The organism is Sphingobium sp. TA15 (assembly GCF_037101235.1).
Lineage (GTDB): Bacteria > Pseudomonadota > Alphaproteobacteria > Sphingomonadales > Sphingomonadaceae > Sphingobium > Sphingobium indicum.
In genome coordinates, this window is the sequence record NZ_AP025355.1 from 551,197 (window position 1) to 573,274 (window position 22,078).

Annotated in this window: 18 protein-coding genes, 2 tRNA genes and 2 pseudogenes; 12 read left to right on the forward strand and 10 right to left on the reverse strand. The window is 58.2% G+C overall.

The features are described 5' to 3' along the window. Nucleotides 1-10 precede the first annotated feature (10 nt). Entirely contained in the window at nucleotides 11-955 is a 945-nt protein-coding gene (locus Sj15T_RS02790; RefSeq protein WP_013039783.1) for a nitronate monooxygenase, read from the reverse strand. 215 nt (nucleotides 956-1,170) lie between these two features. On the opposite strand from Sj15T_RS02790, the gene Sj15T_RS02795 reads away from it, so the two are divergent. From Sj15T_RS02795 to Sj15T_RS02805, 3 genes are read left to right on the forward strand one after another with little or no spacing between them, the layout of a single operon-like run. Then, nucleotides 1,171-2,400, forward strand: a complete 1,230-nt coding sequence (locus Sj15T_RS02795; protein WP_013039784.1) for a thiolase family protein — start codon at nucleotides 1,171-1,173, stop codon at nucleotides 2,398-2,400. A 47-nt stretch (nucleotides 2,401-2,447) separates the two neighbouring features. Continuing rightward, nucleotides 2,448-3,635, forward strand: coding sequence for an acyl-CoA dehydrogenase family protein (locus Sj15T_RS02800; RefSeq protein WP_013039785.1), 1,188 nt, complete (start codon nucleotides 2,448-2,450; stop codon nucleotides 3,633-3,635). After that, nucleotides 3,635-4,702, forward strand: coding sequence for a phosphotransferase (locus Sj15T_RS02805; protein ID WP_013039786.1), 1,068 nt, complete (start codon nucleotides 3,635-3,637; stop codon nucleotides 4,700-4,702). Before Sj15T_RS02800 ends, Sj15T_RS02805 begins: the two co-directional genes overlap by 1 nt. Before the next feature lie 253 nt (nucleotides 4,703-4,955). Here Sj15T_RS02805 and Sj15T_RS02810 read toward each other — a convergent pair. The 5 genes and pseudogenes from Sj15T_RS02810 to Sj15T_RS02830 form a co-directional block, all read right to left on the reverse strand. Next, a pseudogene (locus Sj15T_RS02810) lies at nucleotides 4,956-5,679 on the reverse strand (IS5 family transposase). 84 nt (nucleotides 5,680-5,763) lie between these two features. Beyond that, the gene (locus Sj15T_RS02815; RefSeq protein WP_041385809.1) at nucleotides 5,764-6,972 is read right to left on the reverse strand and encodes an MFS transporter; all 1,209 of its coding nucleotides are present in this window, start codon (nucleotides 6,970-6,972) and stop codon (nucleotides 5,764-5,766) included. Between the two features lie 62 nt (nucleotides 6,973-7,034). Beyond that, nucleotides 7,035-7,802 (reverse strand): SDR family NAD(P)-dependent oxidoreductase, encoded by a 768-nt coding sequence (locus tag Sj15T_RS02820; protein ID WP_049775145.1) that lies wholly within the window; start codon nucleotides 7,800-7,802, stop codon nucleotides 7,035-7,037. 5 nt (nucleotides 7,803-7,807) lie between these two features. Next, nucleotides 7,808-10,069 carry a TonB-dependent receptor gene (locus Sj15T_RS02825; protein WP_013039790.1) on the reverse strand — a complete coding sequence of 754 codons (2,262 nt, stop codon included), beginning with the start codon at nucleotides 10,067-10,069 and terminating at the stop codon, nucleotides 7,808-7,810. 121 nt (nucleotides 10,070-10,190) lie between these two features. Beyond that, entirely contained in the window at nucleotides 10,191-11,138 is a 948-nt protein-coding gene (locus tag Sj15T_RS02830) for a nitronate monooxygenase (protein ID WP_013039791.1), read from the reverse strand. On the opposite strand from Sj15T_RS02830, the gene Sj15T_RS02835 reads away from it, so the two are divergent. From Sj15T_RS02835 to Sj15T_RS02875, 9 genes and pseudogenes are all read left to right on the forward strand, one after another. After that, entirely contained in the window at nucleotides 11,137-12,138 is a 1,002-nt protein-coding gene (locus tag Sj15T_RS02835) for an alpha/beta hydrolase (protein ID WP_081440638.1), read from the forward strand. The two genes, Sj15T_RS02830 and Sj15T_RS02835, sit on opposite strands and share 2 nt — an antisense overlap. A 128-nt stretch (nucleotides 12,139-12,266) precedes the next feature. Continuing rightward, complete coding sequence (locus tag Sj15T_RS02840; RefSeq protein ID WP_013039793.1) at nucleotides 12,267-13,049, forward strand: TetR/AcrR family transcriptional regulator; 783 nt, start codon at nucleotides 12,267-12,269, stop codon at nucleotides 13,047-13,049. Between the two features lie 819 nt (nucleotides 13,050-13,868). After that, complete coding sequence (locus tag Sj15T_RS02845) at nucleotides 13,869-15,425, forward strand: AMP-binding protein (RefSeq protein ID WP_013039795.1); 1,557 nt, start codon at nucleotides 13,869-13,871, stop codon at nucleotides 15,423-15,425. Nucleotides 15,426-15,466: 41 nt separating this feature from the next. Further along, nucleotides 15,467-16,204, forward strand: a complete 738-nt coding sequence (locus Sj15T_RS02850; RefSeq protein WP_013039796.1) for an SDR family NAD(P)-dependent oxidoreductase — start codon at nucleotides 15,467-15,469, stop codon at nucleotides 16,202-16,204. A 109-nt stretch (nucleotides 16,205-16,313) separates the two neighbouring features. Beyond that, nucleotides 16,314-16,418 (forward strand): annotated as a pseudogene (locus Sj15T_RS02855) (hypothetical protein); the annotation flags it as partial. A 106-nt stretch (nucleotides 16,419-16,524) separates the two neighbouring features. Next, a complete protein-coding gene (locus tag Sj15T_RS02860; RefSeq protein WP_013039797.1) occupies nucleotides 16,525-17,706 on the forward strand; it encodes an acetyl-CoA C-acyltransferase family protein in 1,182 nt (393 codons plus the stop codon). 457 nt (nucleotides 17,707-18,163) lie between these two features. Beyond that, a complete protein-coding gene (locus Sj15T_RS02865) occupies nucleotides 18,164-18,511 on the forward strand; it encodes a transposase (protein ID WP_037484504.1) in 348 nt (115 codons plus the stop codon). After that, the gene (locus Sj15T_RS02870) at nucleotides 18,484-19,308 is read left to right on the forward strand and encodes an IS3 family transposase (protein ID WP_242495903.1); all 825 of its coding nucleotides are present in this window, start codon (nucleotides 18,484-18,486) and stop codon (nucleotides 19,306-19,308) included. The genes Sj15T_RS02865 and Sj15T_RS02870 overlap by 28 nt, the downstream gene beginning before the upstream one ends. Nucleotides 19,309-19,398: 90 nt before the next feature. Further along, complete coding sequence (locus tag Sj15T_RS02875) at nucleotides 19,399-19,734, forward strand: hypothetical protein (RefSeq protein WP_148225544.1); 336 nt, start codon at nucleotides 19,399-19,401, stop codon at nucleotides 19,732-19,734. A 101-nt stretch (nucleotides 19,735-19,835) separates the two neighbouring features. Here Sj15T_RS02875 and Sj15T_RS02880 read toward each other — a convergent pair. From Sj15T_RS02880 to moaA, 4 genes are all read right to left on the reverse strand, one after another. After that, nucleotides 19,836-19,910 (reverse strand) — tRNA-Asn (locus tag Sj15T_RS02880). A 181-nt stretch (nucleotides 19,911-20,091) separates the two neighbouring features. After that, nucleotides 20,092-20,166: transfer RNA gene (locus Sj15T_RS02885), tRNA-Asn, on the reverse strand. A 78-nt stretch (nucleotides 20,167-20,244) separates the two neighbouring features. Further along, a complete protein-coding gene (locus tag Sj15T_RS02890) occupies nucleotides 20,245-21,021 on the reverse strand; it encodes an NAD kinase (protein WP_007683197.1) in 777 nt (258 codons plus the stop codon). Next, nucleotides 21,018-22,028 carry a GTP 3',8-cyclase MoaA gene (gene moaA, locus Sj15T_RS02895; protein ID WP_041385817.1) on the reverse strand — a complete coding sequence of 337 codons (1,011 nt, stop codon included), beginning with the start codon at nucleotides 22,026-22,028 and terminating at the stop codon, nucleotides 21,018-21,020. Before moaA ends, Sj15T_RS02890 begins: the two co-directional genes overlap by 4 nt. Between the last annotated feature and the right edge of the window lie 50 nt (nucleotides 22,029-22,078).

Below are 22,078 nucleotides of genomic sequence, written 5' to 3' on the forward strand. Positions count from 1 at the left end.
AATTCTCTTTTTATTTGCTGCGATTGATTTTCATGGCAGCGATCCTGTCGATCGATGCATCGAATTCCCGCTCGAACTGGCCAATGAGTTCCGCCGCCGGCACAATGTCTTGGATGGGTCCGACGCCTTGTCCGGCGCTCAGAATATCCTTCCAGCGCTTGGGCTCTCCCAGCACCTGGTCGATGTCGAACTTGGACGGCGTAATTTCGCCGAAATGGCCCTTTGCAGGAATGGTCTGCTTGAGCCAGCTGCCACCTATTCCATCGACTTCTGCGCTGTAGACAATGTCGGTGATATCGGAGTCCATCACCATCTGTTTCAGCTTGTCCGAGGCTGTGCTCTCAATCGTGTTTATGAACCGGGTACCAATATAACCGAGGTCTGCACCGGCAGCGATTGCGCCCGCGAGTGCGGAGCCGTCTCCGATGCAGCCAGCTAAGACCAGCGTCTTGTCGCCCATGATCGGCTTAAGTTCACCGAGAAAAGCGAGCGGATTATAAGTGCCCGAATGGCCGCCGGCCCCTCCGGCCACCGCAATGATACCGTCAACATTCGCATCCAAAGCCTTTTTCGCATGACGGATGTTGATTGCATCGTGAAAGCACAGGCCGCCGTATGCATGGATCGCGTCAGTCACCTCGCGAGTGATGCCGGCCGACGATATCAGTATCGGCACTTCATATTTCACAGTGAGCGCAACGTCTTCATCCAATCTCGTATTTGAAGGATGGACAGAGAATTGGGTCGCCCAGGGGGCGTCGTCCGGCTGAAGACGGCCCCTGATTTCCTTCAACCACTCCTCATATCCGGCGGGCGTGCGCTGGTTGAACGCGGGGAAGGAACCCACGACGCCTGCGCGGCACGACTCCACGACCAGATCGGGGCCGGAAATAAGGAACATTGGAGATATTATCGCAGGCAGGCGCAACCGCCCTTCCAGCCCGGCTGGGAGCATTGGTGAGATCCTTTCTTTCATCCCATGCGGCTTTGGAACCGCTCGTTTCGAACCAAACTATAGACACTGACTTTAAAGTCAATCATATAACCGCGAATTAAGAATCGGGCCGCGACATGGTGCGCGTTTCTGGATCGAAGCGTGGGATTGCAAGCGGAGCTGGCTTGAGCAGCTGCCGCCGGAGCAGACGGCGGCGTGACAAAAGGCGAGGAAGAATGGACGACATTTACATAATCGGTGTTGCGATGACGCGCTTCGGGAAGCACCTTGACCGATCGCTGAAGTCGCTGGTGGCCGAGGCCGTTTCCGGCGCATTGTCTGACGCGGGCGCGCAAATCAGCGATGTTGATGCTGCAATATTTGCAAACAGCACGCAAGGCATCATGGAAAATCAGCACGCTGTGCGTGGTCAGATGGTCCTGCGCCCTATGGGGTTTGCTGAAATTCCGATCCTGAACGTTGAAAATGCGTGTGCTGGGGGAAGCACCGCACTCCATCAAGCGGTGGCAATGGTGCGCGGCGGCATGGCGGAAGTTGCTCTCGCCGTTGGCGCAGAGAAAATGCACGGGCCTGACAAGCTCAAATCTTCGGCCATTTTCGAAGGCGCTTGGGATGTGCATGAGGCAAGCGCCATCGTCGATCGTCTCTCATCGATTGGCGAGGGTGTGGAGCCGCCAGAAGGGACGGCTCCGGGGGTCAAAAGCCCATTCATGGAACTCTACGCGTCTTTCACGCGTGGGCACATGCGCACATTCGGTACGACACAAGAGCAAATTGCTGCAGTGGCGTCGAAAAATCATCACCATTCGACGATGAACCCGCTGGCGCAGTTCCAGACCGATTTCAGCATTGCTGAAGTGCTGGCCGCCCCGGTGATCTCCTGGCCGCTCACTCTTCCGATGTGTTCGCCTATCAGTGATGGTGCCGCGGCCGCGCTGATCTGTTCAAAATCAGTGCTGTCTCGCTTCGCTGATGCGCATCCCATCCGTTTGCTCGCCACCGCGCTGACCTCAGGAAGCGATCGCGAATGGAAGGATTTTGGCGGACATCTTTGCCGCAAGGCGGCTGAAAAAGCCTACGCACAGGCGGGTATAGGTCCGAGTGACGTCTCCGTAGCAGAAGTCCATGACGCATCTGCCTTTGCTGAGATCGTCCAGCTCGAAAATCTTGGCTTGTGTGAAGCTGGTCAGGGCGGGTGGATGAGCGCCCGTGGAGAGACCCGGATCGGAGGGCGGGTTCCGGTCAACCCATCCGGTGGCCTGGAGTCGAAGGGGCACCCCATTTCTGCTTCCGGCCTCGGTCAGATCTATGAATTGGTCACCCAACTCCGTGGGAGAGCAGGCGCCCGGCAGGTCGACGGCGCAAGGATAGCGGTCGCAGAAAATGGCGGCGGGTTCCACGGGGTCGAAGAGGCTGCGGCCGTTGTGACCATATTGGGCGCGTGAACGGCTGACCGGACCGATTGCAGGTCTTTTCTTATTAGGTGAAGCACATGGGTATAGGATTGGTACGGGCTGGTGATATCGCCGCCGACGTGGAAAGGTTCGTTCGAAAAGAGATCATTCCCTATGAGCGAGATCCGCGAAAGGATGATCACAATGCACCCGACGAAGAACTGATTTCGGAGATGCGGGAGAAGGCACGCCAGGCGGGTGTGCTCACGCCCCATATCCTGCCTGACGGAACCCATCTATCCCAACGGGAAACCGCTCTCGTTCTTCGTGCGTCGGGTATTTCGCCTTTGGGCCCAGTCGCGTGCAACACGATGGCGCCCGACGAAGGGAACATGTTCCTGCTCTCGAAAGTGGGCAGCGACAGCTTGAATGAGCGGTTTCTAAAGCCCCTTGTGGCTGGCACTGCTCGCTCCGCATTTTTCATGACAGAGCCGGCGAGCGATGGCGGCGCTGGCTCCGACCCATCGATGATGCAGACCCGGTGTTACCTGGATGGCGACCATTGGGTGATCAACGGGCGCAAGGCTTTCATCAGCGGCGCTCTTGGAGCGCGAATTGGCATCGTCATGGCCAAATCGGACGATGGAGCATGTATGTTCATGGTCGATCTGCCTGATCCGGCGATCGAGATCGAGCACGTCCCACACATGATCGACAACGCTACCCCCGGAGGACATGCGACCATCAGGATCAATAATCTTCGGGTGCCAGTCGACCAGATGCTGGGACAAAGCGGTGAAGGCTTCAAGTACGCGCAAGTCAGGCTTGCACCTGCGCGACTGTCACATTGCATGCGCTGGCTCGGTGCATGCGATCGCGCCAACGAGATCGCCGTCGATTATGCGTGCCGACGCCAGGCTTTTGGCAAGACGCTCATCGACCATGAAGGCGTCGGCTTCATGCTTGCGGAAAATCTCGTCGATCTGCGGCAAGCAGAGTCAGTTATTAACTGGTGCGCCGATGCGCTCGACTTGGGCGATTCTGGAGTAGCTGAGAGCTCTATCGCGAAGGTGGCGGTGTCCGAGGCACTAATGCGGATCGCAGATCGCTGCGTCCAAGTAATGGGTGGAACTGGTGTGTCAGGCGATACGGTGGTCGAGCAGGTCTTCCGCGAGGTTCGAGCCTTCCGGATATATGATGGGCCGACCGAGGTTCATAAGTGGTCACTCGCAAAAAGGATCAAGCGAGAGTGGCGCGCCATTCACGAAGTCGGGAAAGCGCTCTAATGTTCGATCTCGATGCCCAGACTGGTACCACCCCGGTCAGAGACGCCCATCGATTTGACGAGGCGGCCTTAGCGCACTGGATGGCCGACCATATCGCGGACTTTGAAGGTCCCATCCAACTCGAGCAATTCAAAGGCGGGCAGTCGAACCCGACCTATGTGGTGCGCACGCCCAGTCGATCGTACGTACTACGAAGGAAGCCGCCAGGTGTGCTACTCAAAGGTGCTCACGCAATCCAGAGGGAGGCCAGAGTAATAGGCGCGGTGGGAGCGGCGGGCCTTCCTGTCCCAACAATCTTCGGACTTTGCACCGATGACAATGTCATCGGCACGTGGTTCTATGTGATGGAGCTGGTAGAAGGACGTATCTTTTGGGATGCAACCTTTCCCGATGTTCCGGCGGCAGACAGACCAGCCTATTTCGATGCCATGAATGCGACGATCGCTGGTCTTCACACGATTGATCATAGGGCGGCAGGGCTTGGTGACTACGGCCGCGAGGGCGGTTTCTTCGCTCGTCAAATCGCGCTCTGGACCCGGCAATATCTTGCCGACGAAGACGCAGGCCGCGATCCTGCCATGGATCGCCTAGTCGAATGGCTACCCACCGCGATTCCCGCAGATGATCGCAGCTGTCTGGCGCACGGCGATTTCCGAGTAGACAATCTCATCTTCCATCCAGATGAACCAAAAGTGATTGCAGTGCTCGACTGGGAGCTATCGACGATCGGCAACCCATTAGCGGACTTTGGCTATCATTTGATGATGTATCATATGCCCCCAGTCATAGTGCCCGGGTTAGTCGGCCACGACCTGCCGTCTCTTAATATTCCGTCCGAAAGCGATTATGTGGCGTCCTATTGTCGGCGTATGGGGCTCAAGAACTTGTCCGGATTGGATTTTTCATTGGCTTTCAATCTCTTTCGGTTTGCTGCGATCGTTCATGGTGTGAAAGGTCGCTATTTGCGAGGTAACGCCGCGAATGCAGATGCGAAGCAGCGCGCTGATGCTTTTCCCGAGATGGCGGCACTTGCGTGGAACCAGGCGCGACGCGCAGGAGCGACCTAGGCAGCGTGGACAAATTCGAAAATGTCGTGAAATGGCCATGAGCGGTCATTACCCCCACCGTCACCCCGGACTTGATCCGGGGTCCCGCTTTTGCCTCTACACCGCGCCCAGCCCAAGGCAGCGGGACCCCGGATCAAGTCCGGGGTGACGAATAGGGGGAGAGGTGACGAATAGGGGAATGGCCCCTCCCCACCCAAATCACTCAGTCCGGCAAGTCTTGAATTTGTCCACGCTGCCTAGGCCGGATCGACATTCACCGCAGCCAGATCATAGCTTGGGCGAGGTGAACGAAGCCTTTGAAGTGGGCGGTGCGGCGATCGTAGCGTGTAGCGAAGCGACGGAAATGCTTGAGGCGGCCAAAGCATCGCTCGATCCGGTTACGGTGCTTGTAGATGGCGGTGTCGTGCGGAATGAAAGCCTTGCGATTGCGCTTTGACGGGATGACCGCGTCGGCCTTCATGGCGGCGATCCGTCTCCGTAAATCATTGCTGTCATAGGCTTTGTCAGCGAGTACGGCCCCGGCCTTCTGGCCTTCCAGAAGATCGGGAGCGGCGGTGATGTCGCTGGCCTGCCCCGGTGTGATGCGAAAGCATAATGGTCGGCCAAACGCGTCCGCCAGCATGTGGATCTTGGTCGTCAGTCCACCTCGGGAACGCCCCGGTCGCCGCCTGTTGATGGGCGCGGACGAGGGTGCTGTCGATCATCAGATACTGGTTGTCGCGGTCGGTGGTCAGCGTGTCGAACACCCGCTCCCATACACCGGCATGGCACCACCGGCTGAAACGCCGATGGACTGTCTTCCACCGGCCGTAGCGTTCCGGCAGGTCGCACCAGTGTGCACCTGAGCGCAAAATCCACAAACATCCGTTCACGAACAATCGGTTATCCGATCCCGTTCGGCCCGGATCGCCTGCCTTGCCGGGCAGCAACAGCGCTATCCTCGCCCACTGCGCCTCGCTTAACTCGTACCGCTTGATCCCCATCCATCCGCTCCGCGCCTCAACACGGAACCCCATCAATCAGACATCACCTCGTTTGTGAATCCTGAATGTCGATTCGGCTTAACGCTCTGAATCCAATCCCACTCCTCTGGCTTCAGATCCAACTCTGGTCGGATAGGGCGGAAGCCATGCTACCAGCCCTGCACTTACCAGGACCAATATCGCAGAGAGCAGCGTGGCGGAATGGTAGTTGCCAAACAAGTCGCGAGCTAAATTGAAGAATTGAGATCCAATTGCGCTTCCAATCGAATAACTGGCGGCGAGAAATCCCAAGGCTCGCCCAAATCTTCTATAATCAAAATAGCGGGCAACGTAATAAGCTGCCAACTCCACTTCAGCGCCGAGTGAAAGTCCGAGACTTATTGATGCGATAATTTCGAGGAAAATATTTGGAGAAAATAGTGAGAGACTGACACCTGCGCACCCAAATAGGAACCAAAGTATACCGATCGCCGGGTGCTGAACCCGATCGAGCAGCCAGCCTGATGCTATGCGACCGACCGCGCCAGCCAAGGCGACCATGCTCAGACTTTTTGCCGCCTGGTCAGCCCCAACACCTCGGTCCGCCAGAATCGGCACCAGATTGGCCAGGTAACCGTTGAGCGCAACTCCGCTCAAAAACAGTGCCGCTAAGAGTAAGACGGCCGGTTTTCGTTGGATAGGCGAGGAAGGTGCGTTCAAGTTTCGAATCGTCTTAGCTTGAATGACCGTTCGACTTTCGTTCATAAAAAACAACGCGACCGGCAACGCGCAAATCAACACCATGCCGCCAAGGCCGATCCGGCCTCCACGCCAGCCAAATTCAGCAATCAGCCAGACGACGATTGGCGGTAGCAACGCATTGCCGATCGATACGCCCGAGGCGCCGATGGCGATAAGTGTCCCGCGCGATTGCAGCGGGGCCCGGGCGGCGATGACCTTAGAATAAAGGAGGGGCGACTGAACGACGCCAGCCATTCCGACGAGGATCGTGGCCGCCGAATAAAGGACGAAGTTGTCGCCGATGAGCGACAGTCCCATCGTACCCAAGCCGAAGAGTATGATGAGCGGCACGAGCACGCGGCGGACGCCGAAGCGATCTCCAAGATAGCCCGCAACAGGATAGAGAATTGCAAGACCGATCATTGCCATCGTCACCGGCCACATGAACGCGGAGCGGCTCCAGCCAAAAGCCGCTGTCATCGGACCTATGAAGAAGCCTTGAGTGTAGAAGAGAATTGCGACTGACGATGGAATGAGAGCAAAGGACGTCGCGAGGGCCGGTGCCAATGCCCCCCTTGTCGTTTGCGGGGGCAATGCATCGTCCAAACTTTGCCGACCCACCGGCACCGTCATAGCGTACTGACGAGATGGCCACCGTCTACCGTTAGGATGGAACCTGTCATGTAGGATGAGGCGTCACTCGCGAGCAGCAGAAGCGGACCGTCCAATTCGTTCAGATGTCCAAGCCTTCGCTGCGGAATCCGCTTGATGATGGCCTTGCCCTTTTCGCTAGAAAATACCTCGTGGTTGAGGTCGGTCTCGAAATATCCCGGCGCGATCGCGTTTACCCGAACGCCGTGGCGCGCAAGCTCGAGCGCCATTGCCTTCGTGAGCTGAACGACACCTGCCTTGGACGTAGCATAGGGCAACACCCTCCCGAGTTGCCGCAGGCCTGCAATGGATGCGATGTTGATGATCGAGCCAGCTTTTCCACGCGCCGCCATCGCTCTCGCTATGAGCTGCGAAGTGGTAAAAACCGCAGTCAGATTGAGATCAATGATCTGCGCCCAGTCGTCATATCTTATGTCTAGAACATCGGCGTCGCGTGCTGTGCCGGCGTTGTTCACCAATATGTCAACCGCCGGGAACTCTGCCAGTTTCGTTTCAAAAGCAACGTGGTCCGTTACATCGACGGCAACTGGGCGGCATCGACCGCCATTATCCGTGATGCGCTTTGCCACATAGGCAAGTGCATCTTGCCGACGCGCGACAGCCAGGACTTCGGCTCCTGCGAGCGCGAGGACCTCCGCAAAGTGAGCGCCAAGACCCGAAGACGCGCCTGTGACGACCGCGACTTTGCCCGCCAGGGCGCCTTCCGCGGCAAAGATGTTGGCGATAGGCGTCACAGCTTGAACTTTCCTGCAACACCGATGACACGACCTTCGTCCAGCGCGCGCACGGTGAAACCAAAGGGCGCCGGCAAGTTTAGCACAAAGCCCTCGTTGGAATCGTTCAGCAGGTTCTTTCCATATAGCGAGATCTCAAACCGACTATCCGGCAGCGTGACAGTGAGGCTTGCGGTGAGCAGCCGACGGCTCGTCAGATATCTGACGTTGTCATCGCTACTAGGTGCAGCACTTCGGAAGGCGTAGTTGGCGTTTGCCGCCACCTTCGTCCCGTTCGCAAGCTCATATGTGTAGGTGCCCCCAATATTGTAGGACCAACGAGCGGAACGCGGGGGCTTCAATCTATAGTCTGCCGCGTCGATCTTTCCATCACCCGTCAAATCGAAGCGTACGTTTTTATAGTCCGTGTCGACATATCCGACATTGGCGTCGAGTTGCAGTCCCTCCACCGGAAGGAGAACCATCTCGGCGTCGAAACCATACACGGTCGCGTCGGTGGCGTTCGCTATCAATGCGATGGTGCCAAACGCAGGGTCGCCAACAATCGAGTCTCGTTGGAGGCCCTTCAGCGTATTGAGGAACACACTGCCGTTCAGCCTGAGTTTGCGATTGAGAAGGTCAGACTTGAAGCCGACCTCATAGGCCCACTGGTCTTCGATGTCATATCGCGGGTTTGACGCTGGCATGGTGTTAGCAGGCACGACCGGCACCACCCCCGGAAGAGATGCCCGGTTGGCAGCCTGCCGGACGTTGTACCCACCGTTGCGAATGCCGCGGCTCACGCTTGCATAAACGAGGACACCTGCCTCAGGCTTGTAGTTCAAGCTGAATTTCGGCGTAAACGTCGGCCATGTGTCGCTGTCGCGATACACGGGAGGGCCCCCGACACCGCAGGTTTTGGTGGCGTAGTCACAGGAGCTGACATTGCCGACCGATGGCTGAAGATATAGCTCCGCCCGTTTTCTCTCGGTGGTGTAGCGACCGCCAAGGGTGAGGGACAAGGTGTCGCTGAAGTGATATTCGCCTTGCGCGAAAACGCCGAAGGCACGCTGGTCAATCGTGCCACCATAGGTGCGGTTGATTGCGCCCGCGAGCAGGACACGATTCTCCAAGTAGAAATAGTGCTGCTGGAAAAAATATCCACCGACCGTCAGGTCCAGTTTTCCGAAACTTCCGGCGTACCGGATTTCTTCACTAAATTGATGCTGCCGCATAAAGTCGGTATTCGTGAACAAGGCGCCGGGTCCACCGTCAAAATCTGCCTGCCACTCGTTGCGGACATTCCGGTATCCGAATATATTGGTTATGACGCCATTGCCAAATCCGACATTTATCGCCGTGTCCGAAGTAATCGCATCGTAGTCGGTGCTCGTGAAACCTGGGTTGTCTTGCAGATTTTGAAAGCCGAGCGAACCTGAGTCTGCGGCAAGCGCCAGACGCTGGAACACACCGCCGTCGCCACGCGTGCGGCCGCGTTCATAAATGATGGTCTGTTCGACGTTGCTCCATGGCTCCAGCACTATCATGGGACGGACGAACCAAGATGTCTGCCGGCCCATGTCGCGTCCGAGCGTGGGATTATTGAACCAGCCATCATCCTTACGGTAATAACCGGCAACCTTGGCACGTACGCCGGTGGAAAGGGGGCCTTCGACGCTGCCGGCGATATTGTACTCGGGGCCGGTCTCGATGCTTGCCTGCCCTCTAATGGACAACGTGTCAGAAGGCCGGCGTGTACGAATGAGGATCGCGCCGCCTGTCACGTTTCGCCCTTGGAGCGTTCCCTGGGGGCCTCTGAGGATCTCAATGCCCTCAAGATCGAACGTGTCGAGAGTCACCCCGATGTTCGTGCCGAGATAGACGCCGTCCACAAACGTGCCCACCGCTGGCTCGGTCGCCGGACTGCTCGAATTGGTGCCTAGGCCACGGATGTTGAAGGAAGCAATGCCCCTCGTGCCGCCGTTTTCCTCAAGGGCCACGCCCGGCGCTCGGATCGCAATGTCGGTCAGATCTTTGAAGCGAGCCTGCTCAAGCTGGGTTGGCCCCAACGCGGTGATGGCGACAGGTACGTCTTGGAGCTTCTCCGCGCGGTTTTTCTTCTGCGCGGTGACCACGATATCTTCGAGCCCAGAGCGCGGGGCCTCCGCTGTTTCTGAGACGTTGTTACCAGCGCCCTGCGCGAGAGCCGGAGACGACATGCAACCCAGTATGGCCACGGCGGCACCGCACAGATAGCTACGCTTTCTAGATTTTTTCACGATCAAACCCCTCCATCGCCGCCAGGGCGACTTTCAATTTTGTTATCTGACTACAAAATATTGTTAACTGACTGTAGAGTCAAGTGCTAAGCGTGAGCGTCCTGGCTCTTGGTGTGGGAACTCAGGAGACTGAAGTGCGGAGTGCTTCGCGATACTGCTCGCCAAGTTCTGCAAGAAGATGCGCAATCGGGGCACTTCGGGTCACATCGCCGACACCGTGCCCACCAGCCCACACGTCCCGCCACGCTTTCACCGTCTCCAATTCGCGTGCGAGATCGAATTTCTCATGTTTTCCATCGCTAACAAAACCAGAGCGTTCGAGACTGGCGCGAAGCATATTCGACGGGATGCCTGTAACCTCTGACGTCAGGATGATGTCGTCGCCGTCGCTTTCCACGAGCATCTGACGGTAATCGGCGGATGCGGCGCTTTCTTCCGCCGCAATGAAGGATGTTCCAACCGCCGCCATATCAGCGCCCAACATCCGCGCAGCCGCGAGTGACCGACCGTTAGATATTCCGCCCGCCAAGACGATGGGGCCATCGAAGAATTTGCGAACCTCCGCCACAAAGGCAAAGGGGTTAAGCCAGCCCGTGTTGCCGCCGGCACCCGCGGTCAATAATATGAGGCCGTCAACCCCAGCTTGCGCAGCCCGCCTCGCATGCTTGATGCTCGCGGCATCAGAGAAAACAAGGCCGCCATAAGCACGGACACGTTCGATCACGATTGCCGGACTTCCCACAGAAGCGATAATCGCGGGGACCTTCGCAGCGATGCAAACTTCGAGATCAGCTTCCAGGCGAGTGTTGGTGCTATGGACGATAAGATTTACAGCCCACGGAAGATCGCGCCCTGAGGCAGTCGTAGCGGCGCCGATCTGTTGAACCCACTCGGCGAAAATCGCAGTCGTCCGGGCATTGAGTGCGGGTATGGACCCTATGGCGCCCGCGCGATTGGCCTCGATCACCATGTCCACCGTCGAGACGAGGAACATCGGCGCTACCACCACAGGCACACTCAGCCGCTCGCGAAGCTCCGAAGCCAGATTGCTGCTGCCGTAGCGGTCCATGCTGTTCTCCTTTCTAACCTGTTCTGACTTTGTCGTCAGACTATTGCAATCTATCGTCAGAGATGCAAGCCTCGCCGTCGATAGATTTCGAGGCGGACTGAAAATGGTGCTTTCACATGGACCTGAAGAAACGGACCTGACGCAGCCGATCACTCTGCGCGGTGCTGACTCGAACTGTTTGAAGGCAGATTTCTGGGAAGGCGAAGGCGACTATCTGGCGATTCTTCTCCACGGTGGAGGGCAGACGAGGCATTCCTGGCGTCGCGCGACAGCAGCGCTGTTAAGTCGTGGATATGCTGTTTTGTCTTACGATGCGCGCGGACACGGAGACAGCGAATGGATTGCCGACGGTGATTATCGCTACCAGGCTCACGGAGAAGACCTGCGCCACATTTGCGACGGTTTTGCAGCAAGCAAGCGTATCGTCCTCATCGGTGCGTCGATGGGTGGCATGGCGGCGCTCTATGCTGCCGGCCACTCGAAAGCGCATATAGCGGCGTTGGTCCTCGTAGATATCGTGCCCTGGCCCGTACAAGCGGGCGCAGATTCCATCTTGGCTTTTATGAAGGCCCATGGAGAAGGCTTTGAAAGTCATGCCGACGCCCTGCAGGCGGTCGGCCAAGCATTTCCGGATCGGCAATCGGGCGGCAATGTCGCGAGGATCGCGCGAAATCTGCGAAAGAGAGAAAACGGCAGATTTTACTGGCATTGGGATCCGCGCCTTCTTGATCATCAAGGGTTGGCGGAGGCCATCGTGGCTGAAGGCTGGGTAGAGCGCGCCACTTCAACATTTTTAGGGCCGACCCTCGTTCTTAAGGGCGCTATCAGCGATGTGATCGATGAGCAGGGAATAGCGCGTCTCCGTTGCGAAATGCCGCAGCTGGAAAGCAGGAGTATCCCTGGCGCTGGCCACATGATCGTGGGGGACAATAATGATGCTTTCAACGATGCCGTCGCGGCTTTTCTCGACGCTCACCTCGACAGCGCCTTTCCCACCTAGTGGCGCTGTCGACTAGCATTTGATATTTGGGCTGCAAACAATCATACCGTCAGTCGATAGACCGAACCTAGGGTCAGTCCTGCAACGGCGCATTGCCGAGCTGGGTCGACCTGCTCGAAAGGAAGACGATGGTTGCCAAGTGGCGGAATGCTTTTCGGACGAACGAGGAACTGCACAGGTTCAAACGCTACGCTGTCCTTCGAGAGGCAACGAGGACGATATCTCGCCGTGGCTTTCATAACACATCGCTTGACGAAATCGCCGAGGGTTTGGGCATATCTAAGGGAACATTGTATAATTACGTAAAAGACAAGCAGGAAATACTGTTTGACTGCCACATGATCGCCTTAGATCTCGGTGACCGTGCATGTGAAGTGGCCAAAGAATATGATGGAAGCGGACTTGATAAGCTCCGGATTTTACTACTGTGCTACATAGGATGGATGTATGGGGAAGACGGCATTGGTGGCGTGACTTCAGACGTCAACGCACTTCGCCTTGAAGATCGCGAGGTGGTCGTCAAACGACGCGACCGACTCGACCGAGAGATGGTTTCTCTCGTCGTTGGCGGGCAGTCAGATGGGAGCATCATTTCGACCGATCCGCACCTCGCCATTTTCGTAATTATGGGCGCGATTAATTCGATTGCCACTTGGTACGCTCCAGACGGCCGCATGGCTATAAATCAGATTGCCGAAGAGGTGGTCGCGATGCTGACCCGTTCTTTGGCAACAGATGTGTCCGCACACAACGCCGCATTTGCGATCCCACCGCATCCCGAAGTGTCACTCGCGTTCACTGCTCCGGTCGGCTCGCGTAAGGGCGTTGCGCCACGATCTGCGAAAAAGTCGCCGCGCGCTGAATCCAATCCAAAAAAAGCAGCGACCTCAAAAGGGCAGCGTAAAGTTTAGGCTTGGTGGCGTAATGGCACCCCCCCTGCGGCGAGAAATGGGGATCGGAGACAGGCGGCTTCCAGCCGCGACTGCAGGAGCAGCCGTCAATCAACACCGCCACCGTCGCGAACCAAGCCATGCCGCTCGCGATATCGGGCAGGCGATATGCCGAGTTGACGAATGAAGGCGCGTCGGAAGGTTTCTATATCCCGGAAACCGCATCGAGCAGCCGTCAACTTTGGTTGCAGGCCCTGTTCAAGCAACTTCCTCGCGGCTTCAATTCTCGCACTCTCGACCCATGCGGACGGTGTGGTGCCGATTTCGGCACGGAACATCGAGCAAAGTGACGAGGGCTTAGGACCAGTCGACATTCAGCCCATGGCGGCCTGCAAATGGCAGTTTTCCGTGCTTCCGGTGCTCACGTACTTTAAGTACGCTGCGCTCCGGGTCACGAAAAACTACCATTTTCGGCTCGCCCTGAACTGAATGTCGACTGGTCCTAGTCCTGCGCAGGTCGCGAGATCCGAGATGTCGTGCTGCAAGCCTGGATGTGCCATCACCCAGCGCTGCACTTCTTGCAAAACGGATCGGCCGGCAGGAGCAATCTGATGGTCGCGACTATATTGAAGCTGTCCCCCGGGCCTTCGGATATACATAACGAGCTGGCTCGCGCAACTTTTACAACACCGGACCGACTTCCATCAGTCCAGAAGGCTATGGAGAAATCGCGCTCCAAAATCTGAATATAAAGTCATTTGGTTGACGCCAGCGTATCGTTTGCCTATTCCCTAGCTAGGGCGCGCGAGAATCGGCGCGCCGCATTTGGGAGAGAGCCGAATGCTGATTATCGAGCATTTCGAGCATGGCGTTGCGCAGTTTCCGGATCGCGCGGTTCTCATCGATGACAATGGGTCGATGAGCTATAAAGAGATGGCGGGCACTGCTTGGACGATTGCGCAGGCACTACTTCGTATCGGCTTACCTGCAGACAGCTCTGTTGCGCTGCTGTCGCCTAATCACCGCATGGTACTCGCTTGTCAATATGGCACGTTGAAAGCCGGTGCGGTCTGGGTTCCGGTCAACTATCGTAATTCTGTGTTCGATAATGTCGCTCAGTTGGCCAAATATGATACGCGAGTATTGTTCTTTCATAGCTCTCTGCGAGAGCATGCTCTAGCGATCAAGGCAGCCATTCCGGATCTCAGAGCTGCGATCTGTATCGACATGGAAGTTGAAGGTTTTCCGGCTTTATCCGACTGGTGCCAGGATAAGGCTGCGCAGGAGCTGCCGTTCCCTGCGCGGGCGATGGAAGATCCCATCGCCATCCTAAGTACGGGTGGCACAACCGGAGAACCGAAGGGCGCTGTTCATACCAATCGGTCATTCGAAACTGTTATTTCGACGATCTATGCCCTGTTCCCTTTTGATGAGCCGCCGGTGCACTTGGTTGTTGCGCCGCTAACACATGCTGCCGCAGTCTTTCACTATGCTTTGCTACCGCGTGGCGGCACGCACGTCCTGCTCTCTTCAACGGATCCGGTCGCGGTTCTACAGGCTATTGAGCGTCACAAGATATCGGTAGTCTATTTGCCGCCTACTCTGATCTACATGATCTTGGCCCATCCTCGGTTGAAAGAGTTCAATCTGAGTTCGCTGCGCTACCTCATGTATGGGGCGGCGCCAATGTCGGTGGAGAAGTTGCGCGAGGCAGCCGCTGTTTTCGGGCCTATTCTCATTCAAAGCTACGGACAGACGGAGTGCCTCATGTTCACGACGGCCCTTACGCCGCGGGATCATGCCGAAATTCTCTCGAATCCAGCTATCGAGCATCGGATCGCGTCCGTGGGCCGTTCAGGCCCTTTCGCTCGGACTGAGGTCATGACGGAGGATGGGGAAGTCGCGGCTGATGGAGAGGTTGGTGAAATCGCATTCCGCTCATCAATGCAAATGACGGGCTTCTATAAAGACGCGGACGCTACGAACGCTATTCGTAAAAACGGCTGGCAGTTTAGTGGCGATCTCGGTCGGCGCGATGCTGATGGCTACATCTACGTCGTCGATCGTAAACGGGACATGATCATTTCAGGGGGATTCAACGTGTTTCCCGGAGAGGTGGAGCAGGTAGTCCTTGGTCACCCCTCCGTGCAGGATTGCGCTGTCGTCGGAACGCCGGACGACAAATGGGGAGAGATGGTAACGGCCGTCGTCGAACTCAAACCAGGTTCCTCAATCGACACCGCCGAATTCCTTACATTTTGCAAATCGAAACTGGGCAGCGTGAAAGCGCCTAAACGGGTCGACATCTGGCCGGAACTTCCACGTAGCACGGTTGGGAAAACCCTACGTCGCGTAGTGCGCGATCACTTTTGGGCAAACCAGCAACGCAAAATCTGAGCCTGTCTGGCTCGTCTGCGATAATCATCAGAGGAATGATCATGTCAGGTCAGGTTGAGGGCAAAATCGCGATTGTCACGGGCGCAGGCTCGGGCATCGGCAAGGCGATGGCCGAAATGTTCGCGAAAAATGGCGCAACTGTCGTTGTCGCCGATATCAGTGGCGATGAAGAGGGCGTGGCAAAGGCGATCGGAGGTCTAGCGAGCCATTTCAACGTTGATGTAACCCAGCATGAGCAGGTCGAAGCGCTGTTTGCCGACACGGTAGCGCGCCACGGAAGGGTCGACATTGTGCTGAACAATGCAGGTGTCAGCGGAGGTTTCAGGCCAATTCACGAAACCGCGCCTGAAACGATAGGCAAGGTGATTGACATCAATCTCACAAGTGCGTTTCGAGTTATGCGCTGTGGTATCATCGAAATGTTGAAAGTCGGTGGCGGTGCGATCGTAAACACCGCCTCGATCGCCGCATTTCGAGCGACATGGGGTCACTCTTCTTACACCGCCTCGAAAGGTGGCGTTGTGGCAATGACACGCGCGGCCGCAATCGAATATGCAGACAAGAACATTCGGGTGAATGCCCTTTGCCCCGGCGCTATCGAGACCGCCATGCTTTCGGGTGCCGATCCGGACATCAGGGAGCGGGTGCGGCAGTCTATTCCTATGGGACGGTTCGGTCAGCCCGAGGAAATGGCGTCCGTCGCACTGTTCTTGGCTTCACCCGCCGCGTCCTATGTCACTGGCGTTGCGCTGCTCGCTGACGGAGGCCGGGCCGGATGAATTCTACCCTTACGGGCGGCCCGACGAGTATTCGCATCGCTGTTTTGAGTGAGCTTAGCGACGGCGAGTGCCGTGTGTCAGCTACCCCGGAGACTGTAAAGAAATACATGCCTTCATAGTGGGGGTTGGCGTCGCAGGCCTTCAAGCGATCGCGACCGCCCGCCGGCTCGGAGCGCAAGTCAGTGCCACTGACGTGCGCGCAGCGACCAAAGAGTAGATTGAGTCGCTTGGGCGCTGGCCTGCGTCGACCTGGCCGCGTGCGGCGGCACCTTCAAGAGCCTCAACGCACGGTAACGCGATCACATTCACAGGAGTTTGGCATGAACGAGGTTTTTCTGGTGTCCGCAGCCCGTGCACCCATCGGGTCTTTTGGTGGCTCCCTTAAGGACTTCACGCCGGGCGACATTGGCGCCCTAGTAGCAAAAGCCGCCATTGCGCGCGCTGGCATCGAAGCGGATCTCGTCGCGAACGTTGTATTTGGTAGTGTCATTCCGACTATTCCGGGCGATGCTTATGTCGCTCGGATCGCCGCCATGGGCGCCGGCATTCCCAAGGAAGCACCGGCGTTGACCGTCAACCGCCTCTGCGGCTCCGGTATGCAAGCCATCGTCAGTGCGGCTCAGTCGATCTTGCTGGGCGACTACGGCATCGGCTTGGCGGGCGGCACCGAAATCATGAGCCGCGCGCCATATTTTGCCCAAGGTGTACGTTGGGGCCAAAAGATGGGCGATACTGCGATGCTCGACGGGCTGACGGGGGCACTAACTGATCCTTTCCACGCCTACCACATGGGCATGACTGCTGAAAATGTCGCACAAGAATACGGCATTTCACGGCAGGATCAGGACGAGCTGGCGCTTGAGAGCCAGCGACGCGCGGCACATGCGATTGCGCAAGGACGGTTTGTGGACCAGATCGTACCCGTGGACATCACGATCAAGAGAAAAGCCGTCACATTCGATACCGATGAATATGTTCGTGTCGACGCTACAGCTGAGGACTTCGCCGGGCTCAGGCCGGTTTTCAAGAAGGACGGCGGGACGGTTACGGCAGGTAACGCCTCGGGAATCAACGATGGTGCCGCAGCCATGATCCTTGCCAGTGGACAAGCAGTCAAGGATCACGGCCTGACGCCACTTGCCCGTTTGGTTTCTTACGGCCATGCCGGGGTTGATCCGGCCTTCATGGGCGTTGGCCCGGTGCCGGCAACTCGCAACGCGTTGGCAAAGGCCGGCCTTTCGGTCTCGGACCTCGACGTGATTGAATCCAATGAAGCATTCGCGGCGCAGGCCTGCGCCGTCACGCGAGCGCTCAGCCTCGACCCCGCGAAAGTTAACCCAAACGGCAGCGGCATTTCCCTCGGACATCCGATCGGCGCGACTGGCGCCATTATCGTGACGAAGCTCGCCTATGAGCTTCAGCGGACCGGCGGTCGGTTTGGCCTCGCTACCATGTGCATTGGCGGCGGCCAGGGCATTTCCACGATATGGGAGCGGACCTGATGGTTGTGACGCCCCATCTAAGTGCGGCGCACGGCGATCTTTTGCGTATCCTTCTGCCAGTCGCGGTCGGTCCTCGCTTCTAGCGCGGCATTCGCTGCATCTTGGGGCCGCTTATGAAAGCGCGGCTGTCATGGTCCGGGGAAGCTTTTTGCCTCAAGATGGCAAATGCCTACCTGCAGGCCGTCAGGAAGGCTTCAACGAGCGCAGATCTCGCAGATCTTATGGCCGCCGTGACGAGAGATATGGGATTCAAGCACTGGGCGTTGATCCATCACGACGATCGGTCCGTTGCCTCAGAGAGAGCGAGGGACATGGTCCCCCGCTCGCCAAAGCCAGGGACGAGTTCAACATGGGTCAAATCTCAGCGGAAATTACTCGCCTCCTGGAGTGGGCCCCTGGGGTCGGACAGGTGGGACCATAATGATTGACCGTGGGTTTGGCTTTTGGAGAAAAGCCAATGCGACACCGTTCCCACAGCATGGAGTTCAAACGTCAGGTCGTTCAGGAATATCTGGGCGGCGAAACATTGCATGGGCTGGCCAAGCGTCATGACGTTTCTCGCCAATTGATCCGGGTCTGGATTGAGAAGTATGAGGCGGGCGAGTTCGACGATGACGCGCAAGCGGCTGATCTCATCCAGCAATATGAGGCCCGCATCGCCGCGCTGGAACGCCTGGTAGGCAAGCAGGCTCTCGAACTGGAGTTTCTAAAGGGGGCTCTGCAAAGCGCACCGCGGCCGAGAAACGGGACTACATCCGTCATCACCGGCCCCTTGGCATCTCCGTCTCCCAGGGGTGCAGACTGATGGGTATCGCACGTTCAACCTATTATCATGGGCGGGTGAAGCGGGTTGACGAAGCCGATCTGCTGGCCGCAATCATGGCGATCTGCGATGAGTTTGAGGCTTATGGCTGGCGACGCGTACGGGCGGCCCTTCAGCACCAGGGCATCTGCGCAAATCATAAGCGCATCAAGCGTTTGATGCGGGAACACAGCCTTCAGCCGCGGAGACGGCGGAGATATGTCGCAACGACTGACAGTGATCACGATCTGCCGATCTTCCCGGACCTGGCAAAGGACGTCGCTCTGACAGGTGCGGATCAGCTCTGGGTCGCAGATCTGACCTATGTCGCGATTGCGAGTGGCTTTGCTTATGTGGCGATCATCCTAGACGCATGGTCAAGGCGGGTGGTTGGCTATGCCATCGGTCGGTCGATCGATGCCCGCCTCGCCATTGCCGCGCTTGAAACTGCTATCGCAAGTCGGCAGCCCTCACCGGGCCTCATTCATCATTCGGACCGTGGATCCCAGTACGCAGCCGCTTCCTACCGTGCGCTGCTGGCAGCCAATGGCATTACCGGATCGATGAGCCGGCGCGGAAATCCTTACGATAACGCCAAGGCGGAAAGCTTCATGAAAACGCTCAAGGTCGAGGCGGTCTACCCGATGGCGTTCGAGACTTTCGAGGATGTCGCCACCCATCTTCCACCGTTCATCGACCGCGTCTACAATGAACGCCGACTGCATTCCGCTCTGGGCTATTTGAGCCCGGTGCAGTTTGAGGAGTTACACACCAAAACTATGGTCAAATCCGCGGCCTGATACCTGTCCGACCCCAGGGGCCCACTCCATCCCCGGGTCCCTTCTCAGCGGCAATCAACAGAGAGAACCCTGCGCGAATCGCACACGGATATGAGCCGTGAGCGCCTAGAGACTGTTGAGCGGCTGCGCGCAGACGCTGATCGCCTTCAGGGACGGCTAGACAAACTCTACGTGGACCATCTTGATGGGCGTATTTCCGGCGAGATGCATGACCGGATGGCGGCAACATGGCGCGAAGAGCGCGAGCGTTGCATGCGTCATCTCGACAGCCTGCATTGCGTAGAAGATGCGGTTATCGACGATGGTATCGCATTGCTGGAGTTGGGTCGAAAGGCCCACAGGACGTTTAGTATACAGCCGCCAAACGCTAAAAATGCGGTTTTGAATCTGTTAGTTTCGAACAGTTTTTGGGCAGGGGGTCTCTGACGGTCGAGTTCAACGAACCATTTGGAATTATTGAGAAAAGCTTCGGTTGGGATACCGGCCAGGAACCCCCAAAGGGGGCAGAAAATCCGCCTAATCCTGTTTGGCTCCCCGAGTAGGATTCGAACCTACGGCCATTCGATTAACAGTCGAATGCTCTACCGCTGAGCTATCGGGGAGCGACCCGGCTTCCGCTGGGCAGGCCGCGCATATGCAGCGGCTTTTGCGAAATGGCAAGGGTGGGAAATGCCGCCGGTCCGAAAAAATGCGCGGGCGGCCCGATATGCGCGGAAAATGGGTCGGGGCGCATCGATCCGGCCGGTTGAGGGAGGATTTCCGGCACCGCCGCCGGATGGAAATTGGCTCCCCGAGTAGGATTCGAACCTACGGCCATTCGATTAACAGTCGAATGCTCTACCGCTGAGCTATCGGGGAGCGACCCGGCTTCCGCTGGGCAGGCCGCGCCTATAGCAGCGGCTTTCCGGCAATGGCAAGCGCCAAATGACGGAATTTTCACGCGATGAACTGTTCCGCCGCGATCCGGTCGTCCAGCGTATGTTCCGGGTCGAACAACAGCGTCAGCGGCGTCGCGCGGTCGATCTTCACCTCCACCTGGGCGACGTCGCGCACTTCGCGCTGGTCCGCCACGGCGCTGACCGGGCGCTTCACCGGATCGAGCGCGGTGAACTGGATCACGGTATTTTCCGGCAGGATCGCCCCGCGCCAGCGCCGGGGGCGGAAGGGGCTGATCGGCGTCAGCGCCACCAGCGCCGATCCCAGCGGCAGGATCGGCCCATGGGCGGAAAGATTATAGGCCGTCGATCCGGCCGGCGTCGCCACCAGCACGCCGTCGCACACCAGTTCGGGCAGGACGGTGCGGTCGTTGACCTTCACCTCCAGCTTGGCGGTCTGGCGCGTTTCGCGCAGCAGCGAGACTTCATTGATGGCGGGGATGGAAAAACGCTCCCCATCCACGGTGTCGACGATCATGCGCAGCGGGCTGACCTTGAAGGGCTTGGCGGCCTCTATCCGCTGTTCCAGCCGTTCGAGCCGCCATTCGTTCATCAGGAAGCCGACCGTGCCCAGGTTCATGCCGAACACCGGCAGGATGCGCCGCCCCTCCAGCATGGAGTGCAGCGTCTGGAGCATGAAGCCGTCGCCGCCCAGCGCGATGATCATGTCCGCCTGCTCCACGGGCACGAAATCATAGGAAGCGCGCAGCCTTTCCTCCGCCGCCTTGGCTGCCGGGCTGGGGGACGCGACCAGGGCGCGCCGGACGTCGTCGGTCATCCGCCGGTCACGCTCATATGCCGCCGCACCGCCGGCGCGGCGCCCGCGCCGATGCGGAAGTCATGCGCCGCCGGCTTCAGCCGCAGGGCGCGGTCGATCAACGGCTCCACCGCCGGCAATCCGCCCTGGCGGAAGGCGGCCTTCAGGTCGACATGATCCTCATGGCCCAGGCACATTAAGATCTTGCCCTCGCAGGTCATGCGCATGCGGTTGCAATCGGCGCAGAAATTATGGGTGAGCGGCGTGATCAGCCCCAGCCGCGCCTTCAACCCATCGACCGCATGATAGCGCGCCGGGCCGCCGGTGCGGTGCGGGATCGGCGCCAGCGCGCGATGGCGGCGGATGGAATCGGCGACCTGCGTCAGCGGCAGATAATGGTCCGTGCGGTCTTCCCCGGTCTCGCCCAGGGGCATGGTCTCGATCAGGGTCAGGTCGAAACCCTGATCGTCGCACCAATGCAGCATCGGCAGGATCTCGTCCTCATTGACGCCCTTGAGCGCGACCATGTTGATCTTGACCGCCAGCCCGGCCGCCCGCGCCGCCGCCAGCCCCTCCAGCACCGGCCGGATGTCGCCGTTCCGCGTCACATGGGCGAAACGTTCGGGGTCCAGGCTGTCCAGGCTGACATTGACGCGCCTGACGCCCGCATCGGCAAGCGCCTGCGCATGGTGCGCCAGCCGCGTGCCGTTGGTGGTGAGCGTCAGTTCATCCAGGCCCGCGCCCACATGCCGCCCGATCCGCCGGACGAGGTCGATGATGTCGCGCCGCACCAGAGGTTCGCCGCCGGTCAGCCTGATCCTGCGCACGCCCCGGGCGATGAAGAGGTCGGCCAGCAGCGCGATCTCCTCCAGCGTCAGAATTTGGTCCCTAGGAAGGAATGTCATCCGCTCCGCCATGCAATAGCGGCAGCGCAGGTCGCAGCGATCCGTCACCGAAATCCGCAAATAGCTGATCCGGCGGCCGAGTGCATCGGTCAGGGCCGTGCGTCCAGGATCGGCCATATCCATATGTCCTAGCTAGGCGATGGACCTGCCCCGTGCAAGCGTCACTGGTTGCG